Source organism: Paenibacillus sp. EB106-06-01-XG199 (assembly GCF_058791575.1).
Map to the genome: position 1 here is coordinate 379,728 of NZ_JBYTDQ010000005.1, position 15,358 is coordinate 395,085.

General features: G+C 47.4%; 22 protein-coding genes. 20 read left to right on the forward strand and 2 right to left on the reverse strand.

What is annotated here, in order from left to right; translation table 11 throughout:
* The first annotated feature begins 31 nt into the window (after positions 1 to 31).
* The 17 genes from AC3WT9_RS20245 (at position 32) to AC3WT9_RS20325 (ending at position 12,258) form a co-directional block, all read left to right on the forward strand.
* Entirely contained in the window at positions 32 to 1,600 is a 1,569-nt protein-coding gene (locus AC3WT9_RS20245) for an ATPase (RefSeq protein ID WP_492407875.1), read from the forward strand.
* Positions 1,593 to 2,516, forward strand: a complete 924-nt coding sequence (locus tag AC3WT9_RS20250; RefSeq protein WP_492407876.1) for a RecT family recombinase — start codon at positions 1,593 to 1,595, stop codon at positions 2,514 to 2,516. Before AC3WT9_RS20245 ends, AC3WT9_RS20250 begins: the two co-directional genes overlap by 8 nt.
* Positions 2,517 to 2,656: 140 nt before the next feature.
* On the forward strand, positions 2,657 to 2,911 hold the full coding sequence (locus AC3WT9_RS20255) for a hypothetical protein (RefSeq protein WP_492407877.1): 255 nt from the start codon (positions 2,657 to 2,659) through the stop codon (positions 2,909 to 2,911).
* Complete coding sequence (locus tag AC3WT9_RS20260; protein WP_492407878.1) at positions 2,908 to 3,183, forward strand: hypothetical protein; 276 nt, start codon at positions 2,908 to 2,910, stop codon at positions 3,181 to 3,183. The genes AC3WT9_RS20255 and AC3WT9_RS20260 overlap by 4 nt, the downstream gene beginning before the upstream one ends.
* The gene (locus AC3WT9_RS20265; protein ID WP_492407879.1) at positions 3,173 to 3,928 is read left to right on the forward strand and encodes an MBL fold metallo-hydrolase; all 756 of its coding nucleotides are present in this window, start codon (positions 3,173 to 3,175) and stop codon (positions 3,926 to 3,928) included. Before AC3WT9_RS20260 ends, AC3WT9_RS20265 begins: the two co-directional genes overlap by 11 nt.
* The gene (locus AC3WT9_RS20270; protein ID WP_492407880.1) at positions 3,925 to 4,548 is read left to right on the forward strand and encodes a 3'-5' exonuclease; all 624 of its coding nucleotides are present in this window, start codon (positions 3,925 to 3,927) and stop codon (positions 4,546 to 4,548) included. The genes AC3WT9_RS20265 and AC3WT9_RS20270 overlap by 4 nt, the downstream gene beginning before the upstream one ends.
* On the forward strand, positions 4,548 to 5,354 hold the full coding sequence (locus AC3WT9_RS20275; RefSeq protein ID WP_492407881.1) for a hypothetical protein: 807 nt from the start codon (positions 4,548 to 4,550) through the stop codon (positions 5,352 to 5,354). The genes AC3WT9_RS20270 and AC3WT9_RS20275 overlap by 1 nt, the downstream gene beginning before the upstream one ends.
* A gap of 14 nt (positions 5,355 to 5,368) precedes the next feature.
* Entirely contained in the window at positions 5,369 to 6,175 is an 807-nt protein-coding gene (locus AC3WT9_RS20280; protein ID WP_492407882.1) for a replication protein, read from the forward strand.
* Positions 6,120 to 6,488: a replicative helicase loader/inhibitor gene (locus AC3WT9_RS20285; RefSeq protein WP_492407883.1), complete on the forward strand. Its 369-nt coding sequence runs from the start codon at positions 6,120 to 6,122 to the stop codon at positions 6,486 to 6,488. The genes AC3WT9_RS20280 and AC3WT9_RS20285 overlap by 56 nt, the downstream gene beginning before the upstream one ends.
* Positions 6,478 to 7,821 carry a replicative DNA helicase gene (locus AC3WT9_RS20290; protein WP_492407884.1) on the forward strand — a complete coding sequence of 448 codons (1,344 nt, stop codon included), beginning with the start codon at positions 6,478 to 6,480 and terminating at the stop codon, positions 7,819 to 7,821. The genes AC3WT9_RS20285 and AC3WT9_RS20290 overlap by 11 nt, the downstream gene beginning before the upstream one ends.
* On the forward strand, positions 7,793 to 8,185 hold the full coding sequence (locus AC3WT9_RS20295) for a hypothetical protein (protein WP_492407885.1): 393 nt from the start codon (positions 7,793 to 7,795) through the stop codon (positions 8,183 to 8,185). The genes AC3WT9_RS20290 and AC3WT9_RS20295 overlap by 29 nt, the downstream gene beginning before the upstream one ends.
* A 13-nt stretch (positions 8,186 to 8,198) precedes the next feature.
* Entirely contained in the window at positions 8,199 to 8,861 is a 663-nt protein-coding gene (locus AC3WT9_RS20300) for a hypothetical protein (RefSeq protein ID WP_492407886.1), read from the forward strand.
* A 13-nt stretch (positions 8,862 to 8,874) separates the two neighbouring features.
* Complete coding sequence (locus AC3WT9_RS20305; RefSeq protein ID WP_492407887.1) at positions 8,875 to 9,039, forward strand: hypothetical protein; 165 nt, start codon at positions 8,875 to 8,877, stop codon at positions 9,037 to 9,039.
* Between the two features lie 298 nt (positions 9,040 to 9,337).
* The gene (locus tag AC3WT9_RS20310; protein WP_492407888.1) at positions 9,338 to 10,405 is read left to right on the forward strand and encodes a DNA-methyltransferase; all 1,068 of its coding nucleotides are present in this window, start codon (positions 9,338 to 9,340) and stop codon (positions 10,403 to 10,405) included.
* Positions 10,406 to 10,422: 17 nt separating this feature from the next.
* Positions 10,423 to 11,334 carry a phosphoadenosine phosphosulfate reductase domain-containing protein gene (locus tag AC3WT9_RS20315; RefSeq protein WP_492407889.1) on the forward strand — a complete coding sequence of 304 codons (912 nt, stop codon included), beginning with the start codon at positions 10,423 to 10,425 and terminating at the stop codon, positions 11,332 to 11,334.
* Positions 11,335 to 11,373: 39 nt separating this feature from the next.
* Entirely contained in the window at positions 11,374 to 11,688 is a 315-nt protein-coding gene (locus tag AC3WT9_RS20320) for a hypothetical protein (RefSeq protein ID WP_492407890.1), read from the forward strand.
* A 186-nt stretch (positions 11,689 to 11,874) separates the two neighbouring features.
* Positions 11,875 to 12,258, forward strand: a complete 384-nt coding sequence (locus AC3WT9_RS20325; RefSeq protein ID WP_492407891.1) for a nucleoside triphosphate pyrophosphohydrolase family protein — start codon at positions 11,875 to 11,877, stop codon at positions 12,256 to 12,258.
* Between the two features lie 17 nt (positions 12,259 to 12,275).
* Here the strand turns inward: AC3WT9_RS20325 and AC3WT9_RS20330 are convergent, their stop codons facing one another.
* A complete protein-coding gene (locus AC3WT9_RS20330) occupies positions 12,276 to 12,533 on the reverse strand; it encodes a hypothetical protein (RefSeq protein WP_492407892.1) in 258 nt (85 codons plus the stop codon).
* A gap of 228 nt (positions 12,534 to 12,761) precedes the next feature.
* Between AC3WT9_RS20330 and AC3WT9_RS20335 the strand changes: the two genes are divergently transcribed.
* Genes AC3WT9_RS20335 through AC3WT9_RS20345 form a run of 3 tightly spaced genes read left to right on the forward strand, consistent with a single transcriptional unit; the run spans position 12,762 to position 14,051 of the window.
* Positions 12,762 to 13,256, forward strand: a complete 495-nt coding sequence (locus tag AC3WT9_RS20335; protein ID WP_492407893.1) for a hypothetical protein — start codon at positions 12,762 to 12,764, stop codon at positions 13,254 to 13,256.
* A gap of 59 nt (positions 13,257 to 13,315) precedes the next feature.
* Positions 13,316 to 13,807 (forward strand): ArpU family phage packaging/lysis transcriptional regulator, encoded by a 492-nt coding sequence (locus tag AC3WT9_RS20340; RefSeq protein WP_492407894.1) that lies wholly within the window; start codon positions 13,316 to 13,318, stop codon positions 13,805 to 13,807.
* A gap of 40 nt (positions 13,808 to 13,847) precedes the next feature.
* Complete coding sequence (locus AC3WT9_RS20345) at positions 13,848 to 14,051, forward strand: helix-turn-helix domain-containing protein (protein WP_492407895.1); 204 nt, start codon at positions 13,848 to 13,850, stop codon at positions 14,049 to 14,051.
* Between the two features lie 11 nt (positions 14,052 to 14,062).
* Here the strand turns inward: AC3WT9_RS20345 and AC3WT9_RS20350 are convergent, their stop codons facing one another.
* Positions 14,063 to 15,277, reverse strand: coding sequence for a hypothetical protein (locus tag AC3WT9_RS20350; protein ID WP_492407896.1), 1,215 nt, complete (start codon positions 15,275 to 15,277; stop codon positions 14,063 to 14,065).
* Positions 15,278 to 15,358 lie beyond the last annotated feature (81 nt).

Here is a 15,358-nt window from a genome sequence, read left to right on the forward strand (position 1 = left end):
CCAAACAAGCAGAAAGCGAGGAAAAAACCGCATGCAGCGCATCAAACTCAATTCAGCAACAGCACATAATTTCAAAGTTCACCGGGATCTCGTAGTTACCTTTGGCGAGAGAACAGAGATCACCGGCGACAATGGCAAGGGAAAGTCTAGCATTGTAGAAATTCCCTCATGGGTATTGTACGGCACGGATACGCTTGGCAGCAAGCTTGATCCGACACCAACCAATTATAAATACGATCTGGTGAAGGCTGAAACACTTCTCGAAGTGGACGGGACACAGATTCTCCTAGGCCGCGGCATCGAGAAGGGTAAGGCGACCTACTACATTAATGAGGTTCCCAGCAAGGCCAGAGAATTCGAGGAAATAGTTGAATCACTGTTTGACCGGGACTTATTTCTCTCACTGTTCAACCCTTGGTATTTCTTCACGCTTCACTGGCAGAAGCAGCGTGAACTTATGATGCGGTACTCTGCTCCGCCGTCTCCTAAAGAGGTTTACGCCGAAATGAGCCGCCTGACAGTAGGGCAGAAGCAGAAAGACATTGCACTTAACCTGCAGGCTCAGAAGCTCACAGGGATGACTAAGAAGCACAAACGGCAGCAGCTTAAAGATATCCATACCAAGAACAAGAACGACAAGGACGCTGCTCACAAGCGGGCAGAGGGTAAGGTTGAAGCGTTGGAGCAACAGCTTTCCAAACTGACCGAAGCGCCTGCCGACATTGAAGCCGTCAAGGCTGAAGACGCTGCATTGTTCGAACAGATTACGGCTTTGCAGCAAAAGATTGAACTGGCAGACGAGCCGAAGCGGAAGCGGCTGGTATTGGAAAGTAGTTTGCGGGCAGCACAGCAAAATGTTGAAGCAGCCAAGGCTCGTTATATGAAAGTTCACGGTGAGGAGATTGCCGAGGATTGCCCAACCTGCAAGCGGGCGCTTGATCCGGCGGCAGTCGAAGCCGTGAAGCAGAACAAAGAGGACCGTAAGAAGCCGCTGCATGATGAACACAGCAAAGCGGTAGCTGAGCGTAAGGCAATCGAGGCTGAATTGGCCGCCGTTGAGTTGATTGACGTTTCAGAGCTGATCGAGCAGCGGAATGAGCTGGAGAGGAAGCGGGATGTGACGGCGGGAGCTATCACAGCGCAGAGCATTCGAGGGCCGTTACAGGCTGACCTGGACAAAGCCCGTGCCGAGGAAGCCGACACCCTTGTCAGCCGAAACGACAGTATCTTTGTTCTTGACTCCATCAAGGCTTATGAGGCGAAAGAGGCGGAGTTACAGGCGGCAAAGATACAGGGCATGTTCTCAACATTGACTATAAACCTATTCAAAGAGATTAAGAGCACAGGGGAGCAGCAGCCAAACTTTGAGATCGAGCGTGACGGCAAGCCATACAGCAAGCTTTCCCGGTCTGAGCGGGCACATGCTGGCATTGAGCTGGCCGGAGTACTCAGCGAGCTGTCCCAAATTGTAGCCCCTCTGGCCGTGGATGATTCGGAGAGCGTGTTTAAGATCAAGCAGCCTGCCGGACAGCTGATCCTGCTGCGGGCAGTGGAAGACCAACAACTAAAAATCGAATCGGAGGCACTTATAAATGACTAAAAACCAGCTTGCAACCCTTACCCCTGAAATCGAATCCGCATTCCAGCCGCAGGTGCTGGAAGTAATCCGTACATCCATCTGCCCGACAGCGAATGACGCTGAATTCCTGCTCTTTGCTCATAAAGCAGCATCATACGGACTGGACCCATTCAAAAATGAAATCTTCTTTATCAAATATGGTAATCAGGCGCGCATTCAGTTTGCAGCTGAAGCCTATCTTGCGAAAGCCCGCGAGAAGGAAGGGTTTCAGCCGCCGGATACTCAAATGGTCTGCGCTAACGATGAGTTTAAAGCCCGAAAGAATCCGGAGACAAAGGAAATCGAGATTGTAGAGCATGAAATTGGATTTCCGCGAGGGGAGATTATCGGAGCTTACTCAATCTCCTACAGAGATGGATACCGTCCGGTGACTGTGCTTATGGACCGCGAAGAGATTCAGCATATGTTTAGCGGCCAGAACAAAGAAAACTGGAATAAATGGACGTCTGATATGTTCGGAAAACATGTGGAAACGCGTGGGCTAAAAAAGCAGTACGGCCTTGAATTTGGTGACGAGGAAACAGATCGTCAGCCGCAGACAGAGGGATATGACCCAAGTAAGCGTACTGACGTCACACCGCCATCTTCTCCTGAGCCTGAAGTGATTCACCCCGGCGGGAAGAGCGCAGATCCGAAACAGGGAGATGTTCCGAATGAAGAGGACCGTTTGAAGCAAGCCCGGGCCGAAATGAAGAAGAAATTCACGCAGTTGGGCATTACCGATAAGGCAGGTATGGAGGCACATATGACAAAATTCTGCAAAATGAAGGGCGATGTGCCATCTCTTCAAGAGTTGACCGGGTACCTGAAATTGATGGATATCCAGATCGCTGAAAAACAAGCCGCACAAGCTGAAGCCGATGATCTCCCAGTCTAACGCCGAACCGGTAATTGAAATATATCTTCGCTGCCTGGATTGTGAGGTCTGTGGCAGCGAGATAAACCCCGGCCGTGAGGAGTATATCCGCAGCCTGCGGGTATGCCCTCGCTTCTATGAGGGGCTGACAGGGGGTGCTGGTGATCGCCAAGCGAGACAGCGTAGAGCAGTTGGACTTATTCGGAGGGGCTGATCTTTGTCCCCCGGCGCTTCCTTCTGCCCGAAAGATTGCGCCTGCACCGGTGCAAAGAGTATTGAATGGTGCCTACTACGAGCGGGCGACTGACAAGTTTGTGACCTATGTAATGGGGCGTCGGCATAAGGAGTGGAGCGCCAGGCGTTGCACCTTTAGTAAGGAATGGCAGGAGAAAACCAAGAGGGAGCGGGCAATATGAGCAAGGTAAAGCCAAGACAATCAGTAGCGGAGTTCTCCGAACAAATGGAATTGCAATTGCAGGCCAATGAATTCAAAGGCGGCTGGGAGAACTGCACTGGACAATTCATCAGAAATGAGCTTGAAAAGAATTTTCGTAAATTAATGCGCTGTGCGTCACATGAGGAGTACCGGCGGCGGTGTGCGAATATAGCAAATTTCGCAATGATGCTCTCCGAGGATGATATCCGGGAAGAAAACGAGAGTTGGAGAGGGCTACCCAATGAAAGTTGATATCCTGGCCTCCGGCTCCGCTGGCAACTGCATCGCCCTTACATCAGCCGGCAAGACCATCCTCATTGACGCCGGTTTAGCAAAAACAAAGATCGAAAAGCGGCTACTTGAAGTGTCTATCCGGCCAGACAGTATCAAAGCTATCTTCATCACCCACGCCCACGGTGACCACACCAAGGGGCTACCGCTGGCAAACAAGTACGGCATCCCCGTATATGCCACGGATGGCGAATGGAAAGGCATATCCGGCGTAGACGAGCGGCTGCAGCGAACGCTTGAGACCAGATACGGGGATTATGAGCCGAATTCTCTTGGTGAAGTGACCGTTTACCCCTTCCAGACCCACCACGATGCCTATGAGCCTGTGGGCTACGCCATAGAGCCGGATGACGGCCCTCGCGCTTGTGTAGTTTTCGACACTGGCAAGGTGGACAATGACATGCTGGAGATGATGGAGGGAAGCATCTACATTATCGAGGCTAACCATGACCGGGATATGGTGGCCGAGTCAAATTACCCGCTGAGTGTTCAGGATCGGGTACTCTCCGACCTTGGGCACCTGAGCAATGAACAGACAGCGGCAGCTCTCTCGAAACTGATCCGAGGCAGCGGAGAGCAAATCTATCTTACGCACTTATCCGGCAGCAATAACATGCCCGCACTGGCCGAGGCGACCGTCAAGGCGGCGCTTCGTCGGAAGGGATTCATTGCAGGACAACATTATCAATTGGAGGTGATCACTTGATACTCAACGACATTACAGTCTTTGACTTTGAGACAACGGGCCTTAACCCGAAAGAGGAACGCATTATAGAAATGGCGGCAATACGGGTGGTCGGCGGTCAACTTGTTACTGGATTCCATACCCTCGTTAACCCGGGGCGCAAATTGGAAGCGAAGATAACTGAGATTACAGGTATCACTGATGAAATGCTGGTAGATGCCATGGACGAGAATCTTGCTCTACGGATTATGCGCAACATTATGGGCGGCAGTTTACTGGTCGCTCACAACGCCGCCTTTGATCTTCAATTTCTTCACTGGGGCATGCAGCGGCTGGCTGGGAAGACCTTTGAAAATCCGTTTATCGACACTATGACGATATCCCGGGAACGGACCAGTTATCCGCATAAGCTTACTGACATGTGCGGCAAGTACGGCATTGTGCTGGAGGGTGCGCATAGAGCCCTGAACGATGTAGAAGGATGCTGGGAGCTGTTGAAGGCTCTGCACGCAGAAGAGTCAGTCCTGCCGTTCGTTAACCGGCTGGGATACCTGAGCAAATACGACCCGCCCGCCTGGGCACCGGCTTACGCTGATCTGTTCCCTACTCAAAATAGATACGAAAGAAGAGGTGCAGTTTGATGTCATTCGAAATTAAGGTTCTGAAGCAGATCGGGAAGGTGCCGGCCGGCACATATGCAGCACGGTATCTCGATTCCAAGGAATACGGATTCTTACAAATGCTTAATACCTGCAAGGAGGCTCAAATTATTGAAGGACCCCAATCAGGGGAAATCCTTCCTTATAACTCTTACATTGAGCTGGGCGAATTGCCTGCACAGGCAGATGTGCTGGAGCAAAACGAGAAGTTAATCACGGACATGGCGGAAGCCGGTAAACGAATTTCAGAATATGCCCGAAAAACCGGAGCCCTGCAAGAAAAGGTTGAGATTCTTGAGAGAGGAAAATTAGACCTTGGGAATAGGATTGACTTTCTAGAGATCCGGAACAGGGAACTGAACGGGTTGTTGGATGAGGCAAATCATTCTAATTCTGTTCTTGCTGAAGAATTGGAAGCAGAGTTTAACAGCAAGAAGGTCGAGCTGCCACAGAAAGTAGTGGATGCACTTGATTGGAGTTTCAATATTGAAGGTTCCGATTGGCCGGGAATTGTGAATGACAGCTTTGAAATCCAAGTTGACCCACGCAAGCAAGCAATTACTAATTATGCTGCTGATAATTTCCCTGATTTTCTTCGGGCCTTAGTAAATGGCTACACGGCTGAACCTGCACCGGAGAAGGAGTATGACCCTGAGTTACGGCGCGAAATAAACCAAGTAATTAGCGATTGGTGGGAAGGCCGGAAAGGTGATGTTGGTATCAGCTTAGAAGGGCTCTCGACAGCGATCCTTAATTGCATCAAGCAGCGCGATAAATTGTCCCTTTAAAGCAGGTGGAGTGAATGGAAGGACCGGGAATGAAAGACGGCTTTACTCAGATTGCGAATGAAATCTTGGAAGAGGTGGCGAGGCGGAAATTCAACGGGACGCAGCACAGCATATTACTCATCGTCTGGCGGTACACCTACGGGTTCAAACGCAAATCACATGAGTTATCCGTCACGTTCCTGGCTGAAGCCATCCAAAGCGATCCGAAGGGAGTCAAGAGGGAACTCAATCGCCTGCTGGAGCGAAAGATACTGAAGATTACCCAAGTTGCTCACGGCAAGCGGTCCCGAAAGATCGGGTTCAATAAGTACTTTTCTCAGTGGCTTGAGGGGGAGAATCCTCCCCCTAAAAAATCAGAATCCTCTGGGGGTCAATCCTCCCCCTGTCTGGGGGCTAATCCTCCCCCTCTAGTGGGGGCTAATTCACCCCCCAAGAAAGAAAGAAAGAAAACTTTAAAGAAAGAAGAGATATATATGAAAATTCCTGAAGGAAAAAAGGCGTATGCAGACACGGTATTTCTTACCCCTGAGCAGTATGAAAAACTCTGTGCTGACTTCAGCCAAAAGACCGTGGACGACATGATTGAAGCTGTGGACGAGTGGCAGACCAACAAGAAGCCGAGCCAGCATAAGAAGGATCACAACAAAACAATCCGTGTCTGGATCAAACGGGATCAGACAAAGCCAGCTTACAAAAATAAGGATCAAAAGCGGCAAGAGGAAATGGAACTGTTAAAGCGGTTCAGCCAAGGAGGAGGCGTGCCAGATGAACAACAAGGAAACCTCCAGCTTACTGGCGGTAATCAAAACGGCATTTCCTGAGTTTGTAATTAGTAATGAAGTTATTCAGGTTTGGCACTTATTCCTTCAAGACATTTCGTATGACCAAGCAATGAGAAACCTTAAAGATCATATAGCCACATCCCGGTTCGCTCCGCGCATTGCCGATGTACTCCGGGAGGATTTACAGCCGCAGTTGACAGTATACGAGGTACAGCGCTTAGAGCAGGAGCAGCAGTTGCTTGAGCTTCAGGAATACCACGCGACAGAGAAGGTAGGCCCCATACCAAAGCACATTGAGCAGCAATTGCAGAAAGTCTTTAAAAAAGTGAAGGTGGCACACGATGAACCTTGAAGCAGAACGGGCCGTCCTTGGCTCTCTGCTGAAAGACCATACGTTAATGGACGACTGCTTTCTTACACCAGAGGATTTCAGCGAAGACGAGAACAGCCGGCGCATATTCAAAGTACTGCAATATGCCAAAGAGCATTTTACAGATGTTTCTGACCCATTCGAGCCTAGGGTAATTGCAGCCAAGTGGAAAGAAAAGCTTAACCAGATCGGCGGCGTTTCGTATCTCATGACGCTCCGCAGTTCAGTTCCTAGTACTGATAGTTTCAAATTCTATCAGCATGCCGTCCGGACTGATCGGGTCCAGCAGGAAATTGCAGACATTGGCCGCCAGATTGCTATACATGGCGGGGCGGACTTAGCGGAGCTTAAAGCCAAAATGGAGCAACTGGAAGAGCTACAGCAGGGTGACAACACAGGCGGACCCGTCCACATGGCAACGCTGCTGGAAGGGCATGAGAGAGTAATTGCCAAGCGGGCAAACAGCGGAGGGATCACGGGGGCAAAAACGGCGTGTGATGACATCACGGAATTAGGTGGAGGCCATCAACCAGGAGACTTGGAGATTATCGCGGCCAGGCCCTCAATGGGAAAAACGCTATATGTCGCAAATGACATGGATGCTGTGACTCGCTCTGGATGGGCAGATGTATTATTTTCGCTTGAAATGGGCGCTTTAGAAATCGTTGAACAAATGGCTTCATGCATTGGTGGCATTAATAGGAAAAAGATTGCTTCGGGCCAGATGACTGACAACGATTGGCTTAACTACAGCAAAGCCATTGAAATTATTGCCAGCAGAAACTTGTTTATTGATGACAAAAGCGGCGCAACGGTGGAGTACATCCGGCGGCAAGTGAAGGTTCTAAAGAAGAAATTTCCGAAGCTAATTGTGCATATTGATTTCTTGCAATTCCTCCAAAGTGAAAAGAATTTCAATAGCACCAAGGAGAGGATCGGATATATAACAAAATTCCTGAAACGGATGGCAAAGGAGCTTCAAGTTAAAGTGGTCTGCATATCGGCGGTAGGCCGAGATTGCGAAAAGCGGCCAGATAAGCGGCCATTAATGTCGGACCTGCGAGACTCTGGGGATATTGAATCTGATGCTGACATTGTGACCTTTATATACCGGGACGATTACTACTATGCGGATAGCCCTAAAAAGGGTATCGCTGAATTAATTGTCGCGAAGGGTCGGAAGATTGGGACCGGAACCTTTGATATGGCCTTCTTGCCACAAATAAGCCGCTTTACGAATCTTACAGCAGATGAAAAATACAAGCTTCGTGAGAAGGTGAAAGAACATGAGCAGCAACGGAAAAATCGTAGATGAAGTTGGCTATGAGAAATCACTTAGCTGGATGGTAGAAAAGGCAGTGCTGCTGGAAGATCCCTTGCTTGATTCTGAAGAGAGATCAAAGCTTCAGCGAGCTTACGATTTCGTGGAACAGCGCCTGCAGGAGTACCGGCGAGGGCAACTGGTGAAACAGTTCCCTGGGCTTAGCGAGCAATACAGGATACTGGGTCTTTCGTTTCAGGAGGATGTACCTCCTTTAGAGAGCGAATCTGAGCCTGTTCCAGCGCCGCCCGTTACACCAGACACAAATACACCAGCCGCGAGCGTGAACCTGCCAGCAGAGGCAGTGAGTTCACCAGCAGAGCCAGCAGTGAATCTCTCAGCTTGGCTGGATGATTGAAAGGAGTGAGGGCATGCGATTTGTAGGCATTGACCCGGCCACCCATACGGGGTTTGTTGCTATCGGCACCGATGGGAAATTGGCTGGCTGGACCGAATTTGTTGGTAAAGGGAACACAGCAACGGCACGTATCAATATGATTTTTAACGAAGTATATCGCCATTTAAAACCCGAAGATGATGTGTGTATAGAAGGGTTTGCAATGGAAACGAAGTTCGATAACAACAAAGTAGCTTCGGGATTCAACTGGGGAGCGCGATTGGCAATAGACCGAAAAGTCGGCAGCTTCATCATCGCAACGCCGAATCAGTTGAAAAAATTCGTAAACGTCTCCGAGTGGGAGGGTGTACCCGGGAGCAAAGTGAGGCTGGAAGGTGAGGCGGTTAAGGCGCTGGTGATGGCTGAGGTTGAAGCCCGCTGGGGAGATAAGCCCCGAACGGAAAATATCGCCGATGCTTATGTGCTGGCAAGGATAGCCGAGGCTGCATACAAGGTCAAGCACGGGCAAGATCGGGAAAGCTATCCCGCATATCAGCAGGAAGTGATATGGGCCATTACTGACCCAAAAGGGTACAAAGCAGCTCAAAAGAAAACGCCGACACCGCGTAAACGCCCCGGGAAGCCTGCGGCGGCGGGCGGTCACGCCCAAATGACGGGTCAGGGGCTCTTATTTTGAGGGGGTGGCAGCATTGAACTGGAAAAAGGCTACTCTCGTCCAACTCTATGAGATTGCTTACAACGACAGCGGCGCACCACTTATGCATAAGCATGCTGCCCTATCTGAAATCCAGCGCAGACAACCTCAGCGGCGTGAAAAGGTCAATTATAAAATGAAGAAGGTGTATCCAAGATGAAAATGTGGATCGTGTTGGAGAGGTTCAAGCCTGCTGCGGGGCAGATGGAGTTTAGCCTTTAACCAGGACCGCCGGAGCCTATACCAACGGACAGCCGCTTGTTTCCTGGAAACCAGATCACTTCCGTTTCTTTAGACCAATCAATCCACCTACTATCCCAACAACCAAAACAGCAACAAAGGCAAATACAATCCAAAAAGCTATGCGCAAAACTAATCACTCCTTTTAACCAACAGTACGATAATGTATATATTTTTGCAAAAAAATGGACATTGCATTCCGGAAAGGAGGAAATCTTTTGATCTTACAGGGCGACAACATGAAGATCATGCCGACACTGGCCGCTGAGAGTTTCTACTGTTCGGTAACCTCCCCGCCCTACTGGGGTTTAAGGGATTACGGTATACCGCCGACAGACTGGCCGGAAGTGACTTACACACCGATGCCAGGGCTTCCGCCAGTTACAGTTCCGGCATGGACCGGCTGCCTGGGGCTGGAACCTACGCCTGAAATGTTTGTCGCTCATAGTGTGGCGGTGTTTCGAGAGGTCTGGCGGCTGCTGCGGAAGGATGGAACGCTTTGGCTCAATTACGGAGACAGCTACGCCAAGACAGGCATATCAGGCATGGGTGACCCGACAATTGGAGAACGGAATCTGGGTGGGATGAGGACAATGAAAAAGATTATTCCTACAGGACTGAAACCAAAAGACCTTATTGGTATTCCGTGGCGAGTAGCCTTTGCTCTCCAGGCAGACGGTTGGTATCTCCGAATGGACAACGTTTGGAGCAAATCCAACCCAATGCCGGAAAGTGTAACGGACCGGCCAACAAAGGCGCACGAATACTTCTTCCTTTTAACCAAGTCGGAGCGATACTTCTACGACAAAGATTCTGTTATGGAGAAACTGGCCAATTCCAGCATTGCCCGGCTTTCTCAGGATCTCGAGGGGCAGCAGGGAAGCCGACGGGCGAATGGGGGGGGCAAATCTAACGGGACCATGAAAGCTGTTTTCTCAGTGCGGGGATCAAAAGGAATTATCAGAAACCCATTAAATGCGGCATTGAGGGAGGAAGATAGAGCTTTTGTCCCTCCAAAGATGAGAAATAAGCGGTCTGTTTGGACAGGGCCGACGGCGTCGTTCTCCGAAGCTCATTTTGCAGTCTTTCCAGAGTGGTTGATTAAACCCTGCATCCTTGCCGGGGCGCCGCCGGGCGGACATGTACTTGACCCCTTTGGCGGATCCGGAACGACCAGAAAGGTGGCGCTGGAGAACAACCGGGAATGTACCATTATTGAAATCGGCCCGCAGTATGTGGAGATTGCGCAGCGGCGGACGGCAATTATACAGCAGCAGTTATTTTAGGACAAGGGGGAACAGGCATGACCACAATGAATGTCATCAACAAATCGGGCGGTAAAGACAGTGCAGCAACTTGGTTGCATTGCTTGGAGCAAGGCGTTGATCCGATGGTTGTATTCATCGACACCGGGAACGAACACCCCTTGACATATGAGTATCTGAATTATCTGGAAAATAAGCTTGGGCCGATACGTCGAATAAAAGCTGATTTTCGGCAGCAAATAGAACGCAAGCGGGAAACAGTACAGACCAAATGGAGAAATGACGGCATCGGGGAGGATGTAATTCAAGCAGCGCTTGAAATGCTGCACCCAACGGGGAATCCATTTTTGGACCTATGTATTTGGAAGGGACGTTTCCCCAGTACAATATTCAGATTCTGCACCGTAGAGTTGAAAGTACGTCCTATGTTTGATCAGGTATTCCTGCCATTGCTAGATGCCGGTAACGAAGTTATCTCCTGGCAAGGTATAAGGGCGCAAGAGAGCCGAAAACGGGCAGCAATGCCGATGCGAGAGAACACACCAGAGGGATATGAGATTTACCGCCCACTGCTACATTGGACAATAGAGGATGTATTTGAAATACATCGGAAGCATGGTATAGAGCCAAATCCTCTCTACAAACTTGGCATGGGCCGTGTCGGATGTATGCCCTGCATTAACTGTGGGAAGCAAGAGCTTTTCGAGATAGCCCGCCGATTTCCGGCAGAGGTAGATCGAATAGCTGAGTGGGAACGCATCGTTAAACAGGCTTCAAAAAGAGGGGTAGCTTATTTTTTTCCAACAGCAAACGGAAGGGATACGGAAGGTATATATGACAACGTGGAATGGTCAAAAACGAGTTATGGTGGCAAGAATTATGATCTGGTCAAAGCTATTGAGTTTGAAGATGTTCCAGCCTGTTCTAGCCAATACGGACTTTGTGAGTAAATCATTTCAGGGCATAGCCCCTATAAGGAGAAATAAACGATGCACCCTGAATGCAAGTATTGTGACAACCCCATGCCGCCGGCCAACATGTATGGAGATATAGTTTGCAGCAGATGCGGCGCAGAGTGGGCAGACGCTCGAATCATGGTCGAAGACGAGGAGTATGACGATGACGATCTGCTGCTTCTTGAAGACGATGAATTGCCGGATTTAGAAGATGATGATCTCCCGGATATGGAAGATGAAGACGGCGGCTGTGTAGATTGTGAGGACGGCATCTACACCGGGCACGATGAGGCCGGGAGTTATTGCGAGTCATGCAGGTACCGGCCATTTCCTAAATCTGAGTTGTAAACGGAGAGGGTTAACCACCCTCTCCCCTAACTGCATAGTGAAACATATAGTTAATTCCGTAAAAGTAAAGGATCAATAGAGCCACCGATCCAACAAACATCCAGATAATTATCTTTGTCCTTCGATTCATTAGATCACCTCAAATGTAAATTGCACTAAATTATACCACGGGGGGGCATAACCAGTATGAGCAAATCTATCAATGAGTTAGTCAAGAAAGCCCATGACAACGCCGTCAGCAAAGGCTGGTGGGACGAAGATCGGAGCTTTGGGGAGATCATTGCTCTAATTCACTCGGAGGCGTCAGAAGCTCTGGAGGAATATCGGAAAGGTAATCACCCAGGTAACTTTTGGTATGATCGCAGACTTCCCGAAGGAGGTTTTCAGACCGTTCTGGCGATGGGGCATGACACTGATAAGCCCTGCGGTATTCCTTCTGAGCTGGCTGACATCGTGATTCGTGTGTTCGACGCTTGCGGACGTTACGACATAGACTTGGAGCAGGCAATCCGGGAAAAGATGGCTTACAATGCCACACGGCCCCAGCGGCATGGAGGTAAGGTCATATGAGCATGACAATGGAGTAATCATTTCCAAAACATTTCTTCTTTAAGATGTGCTTCGAGGTCTTGTCTGAATCTTCCTTCGTCCTGGTCGGATATGTAAGTATCAACGATTTTATCAAGCGCAATGAAGTTAAGCATTTCGAAGGTACTAACGTCATCTAAGCCCGGTTCATTAAACTTATTAGACATTTCCTTTAAGGTAGAGCAAAACTTATCGGTGGATATTTTTCCAGAGAGGAATCGCTCGCAATGTCTTTTCAAGAAAAATTGATAATCCAATTAAATTCATCCTCCAGTTGTTTGATAGTTTCAATATATACCAGTCAATAGTCAGAAGAATAGTATAGGTAGTTTATTGTCATATATCACGCTACAGGAGGCGCAGCCATGAGCATCGGGAGCTTTGTCGCAGGGATAACCGTCGGTCAACTTGCACTGTTGGCAGCACTCATTCTCTTTTATAAGCAAGACAGATTATAAACCCATAACCGAGAGGAGCAATTATATATGAAAACTACAATGAGCGTATTGTTCAAATCAATGCAGAAGGATGACAAGAAAGAAATCCTGAAATTTGAGATCAAAGGGACAGAGGATGTAAGCGACGAAATGGACCTGTTTGAGCTCTCAGGTAGCATCGTTGTACTTTCCTTGGAAGCCGGCGGCAATGATGTGTGCGGCGATATCTCAGCCGAATTTGTCTCTATGCAGCGCGACAGCAAAAAGACGGTTATGAAATTCGGCGTTAAAGGTGATAAGGACGACAAGGCACAGCTCCTCTATAAATTCGCTGGAAGAAATGTAACGTTGGGTGTCTCGCCCAGCCAGATGAGCATTGAGGAGTTTAATGAGCCGCGCGAAGGTGTTCGTGGAAAGCTCAATCCTGACGGGACTGTGGATGTAGATCCCAATCAGACAAAGCTGGAGGATTACAGCGGAGATCCGGATGACAAGAACGGTCCGGATATGCCAGGAGATAATTCAGACGATCTGCCGCTCTAAGATGTACACTCCCCGGCTTCGGTCGGGGAATTCTTTTCACAGATTGAGGTGATACGGTGATGCAGATGTCATTTGAACTCCCGGAGTTTGATAGAAAGAGAACGCGAGTTGCAGTAGAGGCTGCCCTTGAGAAATACCGAATTTATAAGTCTACTCTATTCGAGGAGAGAGAAGCGAAAACAACAGCTGAGTGGTCTGCTACACCCAGGGGCGATACGGGAGTAACAAGCGACCAAACTGGAAGTATAGCTACCTATAATGTGGATGAACCAGCAGCCCGGCGGGCTTATTGCGAAAGGATCGAAAGGGCGGTGAGTAAACTCCCCAGAAGAGAACGCATATTGATCTCTGAACGTTACCTTAATACGGATTGTGATTTCGATTATGTCGTTTATAACAACGCATTTGATCAGCCAATAAGCGAGACGACATACTACCATCTTAAATGGAAGGCGTTCTATAAGATCGCATTGAACCTTAACATACAGGTCGTGAAGGAAGAAAAGGAACTGAAGGGATTGAAAAATATTGAAGGGAAAAAGAAGTCATGAGACAACCAATTTCAACAGTATGATAAATTGAGGTGATGGTATGAGTTCACTGAATATAGATGATCTGCCTCCAGTTCTCAAGGTAGAGGATATACAGAGATTTTTAACAATTGGCAGAAACCAAGCTTATGATTTATGCAATTCAGGACAATTTCACGTTGTTAAAATCGGAAGGTCAATAAAGATTCCAAAGGAGCCATTCGTGAACTGGTTTTTAGGAAATAACACAGAAAAGCAGGGGTAAACCCTGCTTTTTTATATTATTCTGCTATCTTCATGCTGTCGTGAGAACCAACGAATAGTTTGATGAGCTACAATTTTTAGGCACGCTGCTAATTCACTCAGTTGGTCTTCAGGACACTCAAGACCTTTGCGATTATAGTTTGTTTTAGCATGAGCTAACATATTACGTGTGTCTGAAACGGCTGATGATAGTTCTCCAAAACACTTTATTTGGTGTTCTTTGCTGCTTGAACTTGTTAACTTTTTAATTTGGGTCAGGTATTTGGGAGCTAAAGAAACAATTTCTAAGATATCACAACAGGTTTCAATCGTCAGCTTAATCGCATAACTATCCTTTTGGTTATTGCGGTGTTCAGAAAATAGTCTTTCAAGTTCTAATATGTAATTTGCATCTGGATTAAGTGTTTTGTTGCTATATAATTTTTTGGTGATTGATTCTAACATCTCTTTTCTTAAAACAGTTTGTGAAACAAACTCTATCACTTTGGTATAGGTTAGAATGAGATACTCAGCATCATAAATCTGATTACATGAATTATAGATTTTTAATACATCAACTATACCTCGTCCTTGAAGTAAATTTCTTAATCCAAGATTGGGAAATGGATCTTCTTCAATATGATCCAAATAAAGCTCAAAATTGGTTGGTCTTGGATATAAATAGATATTTAAATTTAATGAAGAGGTACATTCAAAAATAAAGGACTGAACGATATCATCAACTACTTCAGGTTCAATTATCTCCTCTGACGTAATTTCAATGAACAAATCCTCTGAGGACACTGGCGGAACATATCTCGTGAAAAGTTTATCTATGGTTAGTTTTATTCCAAAGCTGCTAAGTTCCCTAACAAATTTAATTCTTATGTTTTTTCCATTCCATTCCTGATCGATGATGTATTCTAACAGCTTGGGATCATAAACTTTTGGGTTATCACATCTAACAGATATCAGTACCAAATTTGGACTGATTAGTTTGTATTCATCTATAATAGAGCTATTAATTGCTGCAGTAATAATTGTATAGAAATTTTCAAGTGAAACTAACTCTTCATAGTCTTCAGCTTCAGGAAGCAAAATCATTAACATTGTATTGTTATCAAGGGTGATATCATCTTCTACATCATCAAGTTCATTAATATGGTCATAAATCTCAATGTTGTATTTTTTGCAAAATGACTCAATGTGTTCATACTTTAGTTCCACTTCTTCAGATACAAAAATCATTTACTCCCACTACCTTTCCTATCGAAAAAAGCAGATATTCATTATATTTACATAGAATTCTCCTTAGAGATTAAATCTCCT